Genomic DNA, 14438 nt, shown 5'->3' on the forward strand with positions numbered 1-14438 from the left:
GCCGTTGGCCCACGTCACCGAGCACACACCCGACTTCTTCGTGATCCACGGACGCAACGACACCGTGGTGTCGGTCAACCAGGCTCGCGCCTTCGTCGCCGCGCTGGAGGAGAAGTCGGACGCTTCTGTCACGTACGCCGAATTGCCCGGCGCCCAGCACGCGTTCGAGGTCTTCTCCTCGATCCGCAGCCAGCACACGATCGCCGCCGTCCAGCGTTGGTTGCAGTGGCACCGGGCGACCCACAACTCGGCGGTCGACTAGGTCGTCCGAGGAACGAGGACCGTATCAGCCGCGGGCGGCCTCCTCACTCGACCGGCGAGATGGTTGACCTCAGCTGCGGGGTAGCCCGAGGACGCGTTCGGCGACGACGTTTCGCAGGATCTGGGTCGTCCCGCCGGCGATCGACAGGCACCGGGTGAGCAGCATCTCGTGCACGTCCGCCGCGACCTGGTCGTCCGATGCCAGCAGGGCAGCCGGCCCGAGCAGGTCGACCACGAGCTCGGACGCCTCCTGCCGATTGCGTACGCCCAGGAGCTTGGCGACGCTCGACTCCGGGCCGGGGCCACGCCCTGCGATCGACCGCAACGTCGACCGCACGCCGAGCAGCTGGCACACCGTCGCCAGCGCCACCTGGTGGCCGACCCGTGCTGCGTCGGTCTCGGACTCGCGACCGGCGAGCAGCTCGACGGCGCGCTCGGTGCTCACGCCCAGCTTGGTGCCGGCCATCGCGACGCGCTCGTTGGCCAAGGTCGTACGGGCGAGCTTCCACCCGCCGTTGACCTCGCCCACGACGCACTCGTCTGGGACGAACACCTCGTCGAGGAAGACCTCGTTGAACATCGCGTCGCCGGTCAGCTCGCGCAGCGGCCGGGTGTCGATGCCGGCCGACCTCATGTCGACCAGGAAGTACGTGATCCCGCGGTGCGCGGCGTCCCGATCCGTGCGCGCGAGGCAGATCGCCCAGTCGGCCTCGCGGGCCCGCGAGGTCCACACCTTCTGGCCGGTCAGCTGCCAGCCGCCCTCGGTGCGTACGGCGCGGGTGGTGAGCGACGCGAGGTCGGAACCCGCACCCGGCTCGCTGAACAGCTGGCACCACCGGAGCTCGCCGAGCAGCGTCGGCATCACGAACCGCTCGGCCTGCTGCTCGGTGCCGTGCTGGATGATCGTCGGCACCGCCCAGGCGCCGATGGCCAGATCGGGGCGGGTGAGCCCGGCACGAGCCAGCTCCTCGTCGACCACCAGCTGCTCCACCGGGCCGGCCTCGAGGCCGTACGGGCGCGGCCAGTGTGGTGTCAGGTGGCCGGCCCGCGCGAGTGCGGCACGCTGCTCGTCCGCGGGCAGCTCGGCGATGGCAGCCAGCTGCTGGCGCGTCGTCTCGCGGAACTCCACGTCGGCACCGTCGAAGTCGATCTCCGCCGTTCGGCGCTGACCCGTGCCCGCGCGCCGCGCGAGGCGGGCCGCCGACTGGTCGGCACCTCCGGTCATCGTGGCCACCGTGACACTCAACGCCACGGCTCGCCGGAGGTAGAGGTGCGCGTCGTGCTCGAACGTGAAGCCGATGCCGCCCAGCACCTGGATGCAGTCCTGCGCGACCGACACCGCACCCTCGAACGCCACGGTCGCGGCGACGTCGGCGGCGTACTCCGCCTCCTCGACCGGTACGTCCGGCCGTGCGGCGGCACCGGCGTCCCATGCCGCGGCGGCCACCGACTCCGTGTTCTCCAGCATCTGCGAGCAGAGGTGCTTGACGGCCTGGAACGAGCCGATGGGCGCACCGAACTGCTCGCGCACCTTGGCGTACTCGACCGCGGTGTCCAGGCACCACTGCGCGACGCCGGCCGCCTCCGCCGCGGCCAGTGTGACGAGCACGCGGCGTACGGTCTCGGCGTCGACACCCGGCAGGCGCAGCACCTGCTCAGGGGTCGCATCCACGCGTACGGACCCCCCGCGCCGGGACAGGTCGATGCCGACCTCCGGCTCGGCCCGCCAGCCGTCGGCACCGATCAGCACCCAAGAGTCGCCGTCCGCCGGCGCGAGGAGCCAGCGGGCGTCGACGACATCGAGCGCGACGCCGAGGTCACCGCGAGCGCCCGCATCGTCGACCGTGACCGCCCCTGACAGCGCGACTCCCGCGCTGGCACCCTCGGCGAGCGCACGGCAGACGTCGGCATCCTCGACCAGCTGACCGACGAGGGTCGTGCCGAGCAGCGGGCCGGGCACCAGCGCGTACGCGGCGGCTTCCAGCGCCACCAGCTGGTCGAGCAGGTCGCCGCCACCGCCGCCGTGCTGCTCGGCGAGGCCGATGCCGGTCAGACCCGTCTCGACGACGGCCTGCCAGGTCTTCGCGAACGATGCCCCGGCATCAGTCTCGGCCGCCCGCGCCGTGGATGTCGCGCCCAGGCCGTCGGCCCAGGCCCGTAAACTGGTACTCAGTTCTAGATGATCGCGGGTCACGCCGACGGGCATCAGGTGTCGCCTCCAAATCTAGAACGTGTTTCAATCATACCGACGGCCATCGCCGCCGAGCTCAGCAGCAAGTCCTGGACAGGAGACGATGCGGGATGACCAGCACGACCGAGACTGCCGGCTCTAACGCACAGCGCGAGCGACGCCGCCGCATCCTCGACGCCACGATTGCGCTGGCGGACGCGGGCGGCTTCGATGCGGTGCAGATGCGCGCGGTCGCCGACAACGCCGACGTCGCACTGGGCACGCTCTACCGCTACTTCCCCTCGAAGATCCATCTCCTGGTCACCGCTCTCGGACGTGAGTTCGAACGCGCCGAGGCGCAGTCGCGTACGCGCGCGGTCCCCGGCGACACCCCGCACGAGCGCGTCATGCACGTGCTCGGGGTGACCACCACGGCGCTGCAGAAGCAGCCCCAGCTGACCGAGGCGCTCACGAGGGCGTTCATGTTCGCCGACGCGTCGGTCGCCGACGAGATCCATCTCGTCGGCATGAAGCTGACGGCGATGATCACGCACGCGATCGACGGCACCGACGAGGCCCGCGAGCCCACCGACGAGGACATGGCGATCGTCCGCGTCATCGGCGACGTGTGGCTGTCGGCGCTCATGGGCTGGGTCACTGGCCGTACGTCCGCCGAGGACGTCACCAAGTCGATGGACGTCGCCGTACGCCTGCTGCTGCGTTAGCTCGGTCAAGCGGGCGGTTCGATCGTGAACGTCGCGTCGATCCGCTTGATCGTGCAGTCAGGGTTCAGCGTGAAGTCCTCGACGACGGTCGAGCTCCCCAGCGGCAGGCCCCCCACCCCGACGGGTATGTCGTAGGTCGCGTTGATGACGTTCTCCCGGCCATCGGGCTGCCACGTCCACACGATGTTCTCGATCGATGTGAACACCGAGTACTGGATGTGCAGGTAGAGCTGCAGCTTCAGGTCGAACGCGGAGACCGACGTGGGCAGCCCATTCTCGTAGCGGATCACGAACGGGTCGAGCGGGATCGACCAGGCCGCGTTGCGGTCGACCAGCGCGTCGAGGTACTTCTGCGACGAGGCCTGCGAACCGGCCTGCGAGCAGCCGGTCGCCGCCTCGGCGGTCATCGGCGAGACGAGGACGAGGCTGCCGGCGAGCGCGGCGACGGCGGCCAGCCGGCCGAGGCGCGTGATCACGAGACCACCAGCCCACGACCGGTGACGAGCGGCAGGTCCAGCGTCGTGACGAGCCCGGGCTTGGCGTCGACGACGGCCGGGATCGCGTTGACCAGCCGCATCGCGGTGGCCTTCAGCCCGGCGGTGTTGTGGTCGCCGTCGGTGCCGAGCAGCTGCAGGTCGAGCGTGTAGTTGGGCTCGCCCTTGATCTCGACCCGGTAGCAGCCCTTGCCGGCCGGCTGCGGCCAGTCGGGGCCGATGTCGTCGTGGACGCGGGTGACGTGCTCGAGCACGACGACGGCCTTGCCGCCGACCATGCCACGTACCTCGAAGCGCAGGCCCGCGACGGTGCCCTTCTCGATGCGGCCGCTGTCGATGTCGAACGACTCGGTGGCCGGGAGTCGCTCGTAGAACTCCTCGACATCGTCGAGTTCCACCCCGAGGCCGGCGGCGATCTGGTGTACGACGCTGCCCCACGCGAGGCTGAGGATTCCCGGCTCGAGCAGCATCGGGATGTTGTCCATCGGCTTGCCGAAGCCCATGACGTCGAAGACGATCATGCCCTGGTTGTACGTGTTGTAGTTGAGCACCTCCGAGCAGCGCACCTCGTCGATGCGCTCGCTGATGCTCGTCAGCGACAACGGCAGCCAGTCGTTGGCGAAGCCCGGGTCGATGCCGTTGACGTAGAGCGAGGCGCCGCCGTCCTTGCCCGCCTGCTGCACGCCTTCGGCCATACCGACCGCCGGGCCCGCGGGGTACTGCAGGAACACCGGGCCGCTGGAGACCACGTTGATGCCGGCCCGCAGCAGCCGCTCGAGGTCGGCCATCGCCTCGAAGAGCCGGTCGTCGGCCATCGCGCTGTGCACGACGCAGTCCGGCTTGAGCGCGATGATCGCCTCGACGTCGTTAGTGGCCAGGACCCCGAGGTCCCGGTCGAGCCCGGCGAGCCGGCCGGCGTCCTTGCCGACCTTGTCGGGGTTGGACACCCAGAGCCCGACGAGCTCGAGGTCGGGCCGGGCGTCGATGCCGGCGAGGACGTGCTTGCCGACGTTGCCCGTGCTCCATGCAGCGACGCTGATGCTCATAGGGTCTCTCCCAGGTCTGGCAGTGCCATGTCGAGGTTGGGTTGGTCGATGCCTCCGTCGACCTCCAGCACCTTGCCGGTCAGGTAGCTGCCGGCCGGGCTGGCGAGGAACAGGACGGTGGCGGCGATGTCGTCCGGGTCGCCGATGCGGCGCAGCGGGGTGTTGGCCTCCATCTGCGCCGTGAGGCCCTCGTCGCCGGTGACGATCTCGAGGGCCGAGGTCGCGACGGATCCGACGGCGATCGCGTTGACGCGTACGCGGGGGGCGAGGTCGCGGGCAGCGAGACGGGTCCAGTGCGCGAGGGCGGCCTTCGCCGTCCCGTACGCCAGGTAACCGCGGCCACTCACCCGGCCCATGACCGACGAGATGTTGACGACGGAGCCGCCGTCGCCCTTCAGCAGGTGCGGCAGCGCGGCCCGGGTCAGCGCGTGCGCGGTCGAGACGTTGAAGTGGAAGGCGCCCTCGAGCGCCGCGACGTTCGTGCGTACGAACTCCTTCGGCATCGAGCCGCCGACGTTGTTGACGACGACGTCGAGCCGGCCGAAGGTGTCGACCGCGACCTGCGCGAGCGCGGCGACCTGGTCGAGGTCGGAGAGGTCAGCGGGCACGACGACCGCCTTGCTCCCCAAGGCCTCCACCTGGGCGGCGACCTCACGCAGCTGGTCCTCCGTACGGGCGGCCAGGACGACGCAGGCACCGGCTTCGGCGAGCGCGAGGGCACTGGCAGCGCCGATCCCGCGTCCGGCTCCGGTGACGATCGCGACCTGGTCGTCAAGGCGAAATCTCTCAAGCACCATGGCGGGGACAGTAGCGCAAAACTGAAACACGTTCTAGTCTTACCGCGGTGCCGGACCTGCTGGCGTCCGACCGCAGGTGATCGACGACTGACAGGCTTAGCTCATGTCCCTGGCCATGTTCACCCTCGAGGACGACCTCCTCGTCCCCGCCGAGATCGCCCGCAGCATGTGGAGCCACGACCAGATGCACGGCGTCGCGATCAGCGGCGCCCTCGCGCGCGCCCTCGAGATGCGGCTCGCGGAGCTGGGTCGCGACGACCTGCATCCCGCCCGCTACACCGTCGACCTGTTCCAGCCGGCCAGGATGGCGCCGTGCACCGTGACGACCGAGGTCGTACGCGAAGGCCGCCGCATCTGCCTGATCGACGCGGTCCTGCTCCAGGACGGCGAGCGAGTCGCCCGGGCCAGCTGCATCTTCCTGCTACCGACCGAGACACCCAAGGGCGATGTGTGGACCCCCGACGACCACCCGAAGCCGCCGCCGGAGGACCTCGTCCCGCCGAACGATGAGCCCCGGGTGCCGCACTTCATCAGCGACTCACCGTGGTCCCAGTCATTCCCCGACCACCAGAACTCCGGCCGCAAGCAGACGTGGCAGGCCGGACTGCCGGTCGTCGACGGCGAGCCGGGCACGCCGTTCCAGTCCGTCGCGAGCATCGCCGACGGGACCAGCATGGTCGTCAACTGGGGCTCCGAGGGCGTCAAGTTCATCAACACCGACGTCACCCTCGCCCTGGCTCGACGTCCCGTCGGCCGCGAGGTCGGGCTGTCCGCGACCGACCGCGTGGAGTACGACGGCATCGCCGTCGGCACCGTCGAGGTCTTCGACCGGGCCGGCCCCCTCGGCACCGCCATGGTCACGGCGATCGCCAATGCCTCCCGCCCGATCGACTTCGGCGACGTCGAGTTCGAGGACGACGGCAGCCGCAAGCCCGCCGCCGACTGACCGGAGCCACGCAGGGGCGCAGGTCCGTCTCGCCCGGGCCTTTGGCCCCTACTTGCACCGTCCCACGGCGTCGCACTCTGAGCAGAGTGCTCCACACCTGGAGCCCGACGAGCGAGGCGAACGACCATGGACTGGAACAACGGAGACAACTACGGACACATGGACGACGGTTGGGGTTTCGTGATGCTGCTCGGCATGCTGGGCACCTGGGTGCTCATCGCCGTCGCTGTCGTCTGGATCGTACGCATGACGCAGGCAACGCATACTCCCCCCGGGCCTCATCAATCGTCCACGAACGCCGAGCAGATCCTCGCCGAGCGGCTCGCCCGCGGCGAGATCGATGCGGATGAGTACAAGGCGCGGATGACGGCGCTCAACTCGTCGCGATGACCAGCCTGCAGCAGTCGGTCCCCGCGGGTCATCCCGCTGCACACGTTGAGGGACATCGAAGGAGAACTCATGGCTGATGTCGTCATCCTCGGGGCCGGGATCTCGGGGCACACTGCAGCGCTGCACCTGTCCCGGTTGCTGACCAAGAAGGACACCATCACGGTCGTCTCGCCCAACTCGAAGTGGAACTGGATCCCGTCGAACATCTGGGTCGGCGTCGGCAAGATGTCCAAGCAGGACGTCACGTTCGCGCTCGCTCCGGTCTACGCCCGCAAGGGCATCGCGTTCCGCCAGGCCAAGGCGGTCGCGATCAGACCGTACGGCGATGACACCGACGCGCGCGGCGCGGTCGACATCGTCAGCACCGGCAGGGGCGACACCGGCCGGGAGGACCGGATCCGTTACGACTACCTGATCAATGCCACGGGTCCCCAGCTCAAGTTCGGGGCGACCGAGGGACTCGGACCCGACGGCCACTCGCTGTCGGTGTGCACCGCCGACCACGCGGTCGAGGCGGCGCAGGCCCTCCAGGACACGATTGCGAAGCTGCGCGCTGGCCAACCGCAGACGCTCGTCGTCGGGATGGGCCACGGCACCTGCACCTGCGAGGGAGCCGCGTTCGAGTACGTCTTCAATGTGGACCACCAGCTGCGCGAGGCGGGCGTACGAGACCGCGCCCGACTCATCTATCTGAGCAACGAGGCCGCGCTGGGCGACTTCGGCGTCGACGGCATGACCTTCGAGCAGCAGGGGTTCCAGACGTCGAGCGAGCTGTGGACCGCGTCCCTGTTCAGGGAGCGCGACGTCGAGCCGATCCTCGGCGCACACGTCGAACGTGTCGAGCCCGGCGTCGTCCACTTCGAGACCCTGGACGGCGAGCACCACGCCTTGCCGTTCGACTTCGCGATGCTGCTGCCCCCGTTCGGCGGAGTGCCGCTTGCGGCGTACGACCGGGCCGGCGCCGACATCACCGCCGAGATGTTCGCCCCCAGCGGGTTCATGAAGGTCGACGCCGACTACACCCCCAAGCCGTACGAGGACTGGCGAGCCGAGGACTGGCCGGAGACCTATCTGGTGCCCGGACACGACAACATCTTCGCCGTCGGCATCGCGTTCGCCCCGCCGCACCAGATCTCGCGGCCTCGAAAGAGCGCCAATGGCACGGTCATCACGCCGTCGCCGCCTCGTACGGGCATGCCGTCGGGGATCATGGGCAAGACCGTCGCCCTGACGATCGCGGACCGCATCAAGCACGGCGCGCGAGCCGAGGCGCACACCGCGTCGATGGCGCACATGGGTGCAGCCTGCGTCGCGTCGGCCGGTGCGGACATGCGCAACGGTTCCGCTGCTGCAATGACGATGATGCCGGTCGTCCCGGACTACTCACGATTCCCGACCGGACGCGATCTCAAGGCCACGAGCGGCGAGATCGGGCTGAGCGGGCACTGGGCCAAGCTGGCGTTGCACTACCTGTTCATCCACAAGGCCAAGGGCCGCTTCGGCTGGCACCTGATTCCGGAGTGATCGCCATGACACCGAACGCACCATCCCTCAACGCCATCCGCACCGACAGCGATCAGCCTGTCGTGGACCTGTCCAAGGCACCGTTGCCAACCCCCAAGACCCTGCGCCGGCGCGGCAACCTGCCCTACCAGCTCATCCGGTTCGTCTCCTTCAACCTGCGCATCCTCCGGATGGTCGTGAAGGGGCACCAATGAAGGCCGCTCCGGCTCGACCGCCGACGGACTACTCCATCACGGCACATGCCGACGCCGGCGCCCCCGGCGTCGCGCGAGCCGGATCCGCGTCGATCGAGCTGGACACCACCTGGGGCGGCACGCCCACAGGTCAGCCCGGACCCGCCGACCTGCTCGCAACCGCGTTCGCGGCATGCCTGCTCAAGAACCTGGCCCGCACCCGCGACCTTCTCGGGTTCCAGTATGAGGACGCCCAGGTCGAGGTGACGGCCCACCGGCAGGATGCCCCGCCGAGGTTCACCGAGATCCGCTACACGCTGCGGGTCACCACCGATGAACCACGGCGTCGCGTCGATCTGGTCCACATGAACCTGCGCAAGTACGGCACCGTGTACAACACGCTCGCCGAAGTCTGCGAGGTGAACGGCGAGATCCTGTCGTCCCCGACGGCGGATGGGCCTGGCGCCGGCCCGCCCCACCCACAGATCTAGCCGCCCGGCCCTCGTCCCTTGTGAGTTAGTCCTGCACATCGCTATGCTTGCGTCTGTTCACTCCACGAACTATCGTTCGCATCCCGAACAGGAGTCACATGACCGCGTCCTATCTCTACGCCGCAAGCCGCACCCCTTTCGGCCGATTCGGCGGCGCCCTGGCCGGAGTGCGTCCGGACGACCTCGCGGCCACGGCCCTCTCGGGCGTCCTGGCGAAAGCCCCCGGGCTGGACCCATCCGCCATCGGAGATGTGTTCTGGGGCAACGCGAACGGCGCGGGAGAGGACAACCGCAACGTGGGTCGCATGGCGGTGCTGCTCGCCGGACTGCCGACATCCGTGCCCGCGACGACGGTCAATCGCCTCTGTGGCTCGAGCCTCGATGCGGCGATCATGGCGTCGCGCGCGATCGAGACCGGCGACGCGGACATCGTCGCTGCCGGCGGCGTCGAGTCGATGACCCGCGCGCCATGGGTGCTGCCCAAACCCTCTCGTGGCTTCCCCGCCGGCGACACAACAGCGGTCTCGACGACGCTGGGGTGGCGCCTCGTCAACGAGCGGATGCCGTCCGAGTGGACCATCTCGCTCGGTGAGTGCAACGAGCTGCTCCAGGAGAAGTACGGCATCAGCCGCGAGCGGCAGGACGAGTTCGCGGCACGCTCGCACGAGCTGGCCGCGGCCGCCTGGGCTGCCGGGTTCTACGACCAGCTCGTCACCCCGGTCGACGGTGTCGAGATGACGCGCGACGAGTCGATCCGTGAGGGTACGACTGCAGAGAAGCTCGCGGGACTCAAGACCGCCTTCCGTCCCGACGGCACGATCACGGCCGGCAACGCGTCTCCGCTCAACGACGGCGCTGCAGCGCTGTTGATCGGGTCGGCCGCAGCAGCCGGCTCTATCGGGCTCGACCCCGTGGCACGAATCGCCGGCCGGGGCGTCCATGCCCTCGACCCCCAGGACTTCGGGTTCGCTCCGGTCGAGGCCGCCAACCAGGCGCTGGCACGTGCCGGCATCAGCTGGTCCGACATCGGCGCCGTCGAGCTCAACGAGGCCTTCGCCGTCCAGTCACTGGCCTGCGTCGACGCGTGGAAGATCGACCCCGAGATCGTCAACACCAAAGGCGGCGCCATCGCGATCGGCCACCCGCTCGGCGCATCCGGCGCTCGCATCCTCGGCACGCTCGCGCACCGCCTCGTCGAGTCGGGTGAGCAGTGGGGCCTCGCGGCGATCTGCATCGGCGTCGGCCAGGCCTTGGCCGTCGTGCTCGAGAACGAGGCCACCCGATGACCGTGATCGTTGAGTCGGCCCTCGATGCCGTCGCCGGCATCGAGGACGGCTCGACCGTCCTGGTCGGCGGATTCGGGATGGCCGGCATGCCGGTCGCGCTGATCGACGCACTGATCGAGCAGGGCGCGAGCGACCTGACCGTCGTGTCCAACAATGCCGGCAACGGCGACACGGGCCTTGCGGCGCTGCTGTCCGCAGGCCGGGTTCGCAAGGTCGTCTGCTCGTTCCCCCGGCAGTCCGACTCGTACGTCTTCGACGACCTCTACCGTGCCGGCAAGATCGACCTCGAGGTCGTTCCGCAGGGCAACCTGGCCGAGCGGATGCGCGCAGCGGGCGCCGGAATCGGGGCCTTCTTCTGCCCCACCGGCGTCGGCACACCACTGGCCGAGGGCAAGGAGACCCGTACGATCGACGGCCGCGACTACGTCCTCGAGCTGCCGATCCGCGGCGACGTCGCGCTGATCGGCGCCCATGCCGGCGACTCGATGGGCAACCTCGTCTACCGCAAGACCGCCCGCAACTTCGGACCCGTCATGGCCACCGCCGCCGCCACGACGATCGCCCAGGTCACCCACGTCGTACCGGTCGGCGACCTCGACCCCGAGGCCGTCGTCACCCCCGGCATCTACGTCGATCGCATCGTGCAGGTCGGACAGGAGTCAGCATGACCATCGCCGTGACCCTCGAGTCGACCGTCGAGCACCTCGACCGCGGACCACTCACCCGAGACGAGATGGCCCAGACCGTCGCCCGCGACATCCCCGACGGATCGTTCGTCAACCTCGGCATCGGCCAGCCGACCCAGGTCGCCAACCACCTGTCCCCCGGCTCCGGCGTCGTCCTGCACACGGAGAACGGCATGCTCGGCATGGGTCCGGTCGCGGTCGGCGACGACATCGACACCGACCTCACCAACGCCGGCAAGATCCCCGTCACCGAGCTGCCCGGCGCCTCGTACTTCCACCACGCCGACTCCTTCGCGATGATGCGCGGCGGCCACCTCGACGTCTGCGTCCTGGGCGCCTTCCAGGTGTCCGAACACGGCGACCTCGCCAACTGGCACACCGGCGCTCCCGACGCCATCCCCGCCGTCGGCGGAGCCATGGACCTGGCCATCGGCGCCAAGGACGTGTTCGTCATGATGACGCTCTTCGCCAAGGACGGGTCCGCCAAGCTCGTCCCGTCCTGCACCTACCCGCTCACCGGACTGTCCTGCGTCAGCCGCGTCTACACCGAGCACGCGACCTTCCTCGTCGGCCCCGACGGGGTCACTGTCGTGGAGACGTTCGGCATCTCCGTCGACGACCTCGCGGCCCGCCTGGACGTTCCGTTGCGGCGACTGGAACCCTGACGACATGACCCCCGAGCCGCCCGTCGCCGGCGACCAGTTCGTCCAGTCGCTCGCACGCGGCCTGTCGGTCATCACGGCGTTCGACCAGAACCACCCCGAGATGACGCTCAGCGAGGTCGCGACACGCACCGAGCTCAGCCGCGCGACCGCCCGACGGTTCCTGCACACGCTCGTCGAGCTCGGCCTCGTACGCACGGATGGGCGCCACTTCGCCCTGACACCCCAGGTGCTGCGGCTCGGCACCGCGTACCTCTCGGGGCTCGGCCTGCCCGCGATCGCGCAGCCGCACCTCGAGCGCCTGTCGGCAGAGGTCGGCGAGTCGACATCGGCGTCCGTGCTCGACGGCACAGACATCGTCTACGTGGCCCGGGTCGCGACCCGTCGCATCATGAGCGTCGGCATCACGGTCGGCACCCGGTTCCCGGCGTATGCCACGTCGATGGGTCGAGTCCTCCTCGCCGGCATGACGCCCCCAACGCTCGACGCGTACTTCGAGGAGGCCGACCTCAAGGCACTCACCCCGCGGACCATTCACGACGAGGCCGGCCTTCGTCACGAGCTCGACCGCGTACGCGCCCAGGGCTGGTGCCTCGTCGACCAGGAGCTGGAGCTGGGTCTGCGCTCCATCGCGGTGCCGGTCGCCGGCTCGCTCGGCGACGTCATCGCGGCGCTCAATGTGTCGGCCCCGACCGGGTTCGACGATCTCGACGACCTGGTGTCGAGCATCCTCCCCGCGCTGCAGGGCGCAGCAGAGGCGATCAGCGCCGACCTCGCGCAGGTCGGCACCCCCAGCCAGCGCTAGTCGTGGTCGCTACGCTCCTGACCGAGCGAATGACACCCGGCGCCGCCTTGGGACAGACACGGGAACTGGCGCGGATGCCGAAGGTTCGAGTCGCCGGGCGGCGGCGATGGCCACCCGCAGAAGGTCGCGCAGCCGCGTGTCGACATCGCCCTGCGTGGTCGCCGAGGCCACCAACCCGCTCACCGCGCACCGCATCACCGTCGGCGCCGTGTACTTGACGAACTGCTTCTCGTTGATCGTCGAACCGTCTGCAAGCCGCCGTGCCCACGCCACCGCGCCGGGGGCGCGATCCACGGCCTCGTCAACGGCGTCGACAGCGATGACCACGTCGGGGCCGAGGGATGCGCCCAGCTCCTGGCATCGGATCAGCGCCACTGCGAGGGCACGTTGCGAGGGCTCGGGAACGTCCGGGATGGCGTGCAGGGCAACGGCCGCGGTCATCTCGACCACGGACGCCAAGCGCCCGCCGCGGAGGCCGACCACGGACGGAATGAGCACCGCGAGCTCGCCGCGGTTGTGGTCACTGGTGTTGTCGTTGACGCGCCTGGCCAGATCCGCGAGCAACGGATGAGTGCAGCTGGGCCGATCACTCCATGGCTCATTCGCGAGCACGGACGCCATCTCCATGAAGCAGGCACCCTTACGGGGAGAGCGATGCTTGCCTCGGGACAGGATCGGCAGGCTGTCGGGGGCGCGATCAGTGGCCATGAGTTTCTCCTCAAGGTCCAGCATGCGCCGGATGGGCGGTGCCTTCAAGGGCTTGACGCCCGCTAGATCACAACAAATCCTCGGGGTCCGCAGACTCACCCCAACGGCTCTCTCGACAGACCGGCATAGCCCTCGCGGTACGTCGGAAAGTCCGGCGCCCAGCCGCTTGCGCGCAGTCGCGCGTTGCTGAACCGCTTGCCGTGCCCCAGTTCGACATCGGGAGCAGGAGGGGTGGGCGCGCCCATTCGTGCAGCCAGGTGTGCAGCGACATCACCGAGGAGCGCCGGCTCGTCATCGGTCCCGATGTAGAGGGTCTCCGGAGGTGTGCCCAGGGTGAGCAGATGGACCACGGCAGCGGCGGCGTCATCGCGGTGGATGCGGTTGGTCCACCGGTTCGGGTCGGCCACCGTCCCGGCGCGCACCTGGTCGACAAGTCGCGTGCTGCGATGACCGTAGAGCCCGGACAGGCGCAGAACCGTGCCGCTTGGCACTCGGTCCAGGAACACCTGCTCGGCCTGAAGCAGCATCCGTGCCGGGCCGTCGGCAGGCTGGGCCGGAGTGGACTCGTCGGCCAGGACGGCCGGGTCCAGGTCGCCGAAGACTCCCGTCGACGACACGAGCACTGCACGTCGTGGCACCTGGCCGGTGGCGGCCAGGGCGTCGAGCGCGCGCGCCATACCTTCGACGTACGTGGCGCGGTAGGTCTCCTCACTACGCGGTCTAGCCGTCAACGCCACGACCAAGTACGCCAGGTCGAGCGGCGGAAGGTCTGGGCGGTCCCGGGTGAGGTCCACTGACAGGCCCTGCAACGGTTGCGGGACCAGGTCAGCGCGGCGCCGAAGCGCGAGCACGGCGTGGCCCCGCGCCGCGAGCCGCTGGCCCACGTCAGCACCGAGCTCGCCGCAGCCGACAAGCACAACGTCCGAAGTCACTCGACGAGGCTACTGGCCAGGCACCCAGGCATCGTGGTGCCCATTCCCGCTGGATCACCATGGAGCGATGCACTCCACGCGCCCTCGACCAGAGAGGACCACGAATACCTCGTGGCGGTGGGATTTGAACTCGAATATCGGCCTTTGCGACCGGCGACAATGCCGAAATCCCTGTCATTTCAACGAATTCGCATCACTGTGATATGTCCGAATCCCGCTAGATCACAACAAAATGTGCCCAAAATGTGCCCACGGGTGGTAGGCCGATGTTGAGCGCATGGCGAGACATGACCGACTGGTTGAGAATCGCTCGGCTGGCGTATACAGCGGTCTAAACCACAC

The 14438-nt window shown here is 69.2% G+C and carries 17 protein-coding genes; 11 read left to right on the top strand and 6 right to left on the bottom strand.

Features of this window, described 5'->3' with window-relative positions; translation table 11 throughout:
* On the top strand, nt 1–262 hold a 262-nt coding region (locus V6M46_RS04930), incomplete at its 5' end, for an alpha/beta hydrolase family protein (protein ID WP_332662664.1).
* A 69-nt stretch (nt 263–331) separates the two neighbouring features.
* On the opposite strand, the gene V6M46_RS04935 is transcribed toward V6M46_RS04930, so the two are convergent.
* Nucleotides 332–2467, bottom strand: a complete 2136-nt coding sequence (locus V6M46_RS04935) for an acyl-CoA dehydrogenase (protein ID WP_332662665.1) — start codon at nt 2465–2467, stop codon at nt 332–334.
* A gap of 95 nt (nt 2468–2562) precedes the next feature.
* Here V6M46_RS04935 and V6M46_RS04940 point away from each other — a divergent pair, with 95 nt between their 5' ends.
* On the top strand, nt 2563–3156 hold the full coding sequence (locus V6M46_RS04940) for a TetR family transcriptional regulator (protein ID WP_332662666.1): 594 nt from the start codon (nt 2563–2565) through the stop codon (nt 3154–3156).
* Nucleotides 3157–3161: 5 nt separating this feature from the next.
* On the opposite strand, the gene V6M46_RS04945 is transcribed toward V6M46_RS04940, so the two are convergent.
* The 3 genes from V6M46_RS04945 to V6M46_RS04955 are packed head-to-tail and all read right to left on the bottom strand — an operon-like array spanning nt 3162 to nt 5493.
* A complete protein-coding gene (locus V6M46_RS04945) occupies nt 3162–3632 on the bottom strand; it encodes a hypothetical protein (protein ID WP_332662667.1) in 471 nt (156 codons plus the stop codon).
* Nucleotides 3629–4696, bottom strand: coding sequence for an NAD(P)H-dependent amine dehydrogenase family protein (locus tag V6M46_RS04950; protein ID WP_332662668.1), 1068 nt, complete (start codon nt 4694–4696; stop codon nt 3629–3631). Before V6M46_RS04950 ends, V6M46_RS04945 begins: the two co-directional genes overlap by 4 nt.
* Complete coding sequence (locus V6M46_RS04955) at nt 4693–5493, bottom strand: SDR family oxidoreductase (RefSeq protein ID WP_332662669.1); 801 nt, start codon at nt 5491–5493, stop codon at nt 4693–4695. Before V6M46_RS04955 ends, V6M46_RS04950 begins: the two co-directional genes overlap by 4 nt.
* A gap of 103 nt (nt 5494–5596) precedes the next feature.
* Between V6M46_RS04955 and V6M46_RS04960 the strand changes: the two genes are divergently transcribed.
* From V6M46_RS04960 to V6M46_RS05000, 9 genes are all read left to right on the top strand, one after another.
* Nucleotides 5597–6439, top strand: coding sequence for a thioesterase family protein (locus V6M46_RS04960; RefSeq protein WP_332662670.1), 843 nt, complete (start codon nt 5597–5599; stop codon nt 6437–6439).
* Between the two features lie 126 nt (nt 6440–6565).
* Nucleotides 6566–6829, top strand: a complete 264-nt coding sequence (locus V6M46_RS04965; protein WP_332662671.1) for an SHOCT domain-containing protein — start codon at nt 6566–6568, stop codon at nt 6827–6829.
* Between the two features lie 69 nt (nt 6830–6898).
* The gene (locus V6M46_RS04970) at nt 6899–8353 is read left to right on the top strand and encodes an NAD(P)/FAD-dependent oxidoreductase (RefSeq protein ID WP_332662672.1); all 1455 of its coding nucleotides are present in this window, start codon (nt 6899–6901) and stop codon (nt 8351–8353) included.
* 5 nt (nt 8354–8358) lie between these two features.
* Nucleotides 8359–8547 carry a hypothetical protein gene (locus tag V6M46_RS04975; RefSeq protein ID WP_332662673.1) on the top strand — a complete coding sequence of 63 codons (189 nt, stop codon included), beginning with the start codon at nt 8359–8361 and terminating at the stop codon, nt 8545–8547.
* A complete protein-coding gene (locus V6M46_RS04980) occupies nt 8544–9017 on the top strand; it encodes an OsmC family protein (RefSeq protein ID WP_332662674.1) in 474 nt (157 codons plus the stop codon). Before V6M46_RS04975 ends, V6M46_RS04980 begins: the two co-directional genes overlap by 4 nt.
* 98 nt (nt 9018–9115) lie before the next feature.
* Nucleotides 9116–10303 (top strand): thiolase family protein, encoded by a 1188-nt coding sequence (locus tag V6M46_RS04985; RefSeq protein WP_332662675.1) that lies wholly within the window; start codon nt 9116–9118, stop codon nt 10301–10303.
* Nucleotides 10300–10971: a 3-oxoacid CoA-transferase subunit A gene (locus V6M46_RS04990; protein ID WP_332662676.1), complete on the top strand. Its 672-nt coding sequence runs from the start codon at nt 10300–10302 to the stop codon at nt 10969–10971. The genes V6M46_RS04985 and V6M46_RS04990 overlap by 4 nt, the downstream gene beginning before the upstream one ends.
* Entirely contained in the window at nt 10968–11654 is a 687-nt protein-coding gene (locus V6M46_RS04995; protein WP_332662677.1) for a 3-oxoacid CoA-transferase subunit B, read from the top strand. The genes V6M46_RS04990 and V6M46_RS04995 overlap by 4 nt, the downstream gene beginning before the upstream one ends.
* Nucleotides 11655–11658: 4 nt before the next feature.
* Complete coding sequence (locus tag V6M46_RS05000) at nt 11659–12456, top strand: IclR family transcriptional regulator (RefSeq protein WP_332662678.1); 798 nt, start codon at nt 11659–11661, stop codon at nt 12454–12456.
* A 9-nt stretch (nt 12457–12465) separates the two neighbouring features.
* Here V6M46_RS05000 and V6M46_RS05005 read toward each other — a convergent pair whose 3' ends face one another.
* Both V6M46_RS05005 and V6M46_RS05010 read right to left on the bottom strand, forming a co-directional pair.
* The gene (locus V6M46_RS05005) at nt 12466–13164 is read right to left on the bottom strand and encodes a hypothetical protein (RefSeq protein WP_332662679.1); all 699 of its coding nucleotides are present in this window, start codon (nt 13162–13164) and stop codon (nt 12466–12468) included.
* 95 nt (nt 13165–13259) lie between these two features.
* Nucleotides 13260–14096, bottom strand: coding sequence for an NAD-dependent epimerase/dehydratase family protein (locus V6M46_RS05010; RefSeq protein ID WP_332662680.1), 837 nt, complete (start codon nt 14094–14096; stop codon nt 13260–13262).
* Nucleotides 14097–14438 lie beyond the last annotated feature (342 nt).

Source organism: Aeromicrobium sp. (assembly GCF_036676885.1).
Taxonomy (GTDB): domain Bacteria; phylum Actinomycetota; class Actinomycetes; order Propionibacteriales; family Nocardioidaceae; genus Aeromicrobium.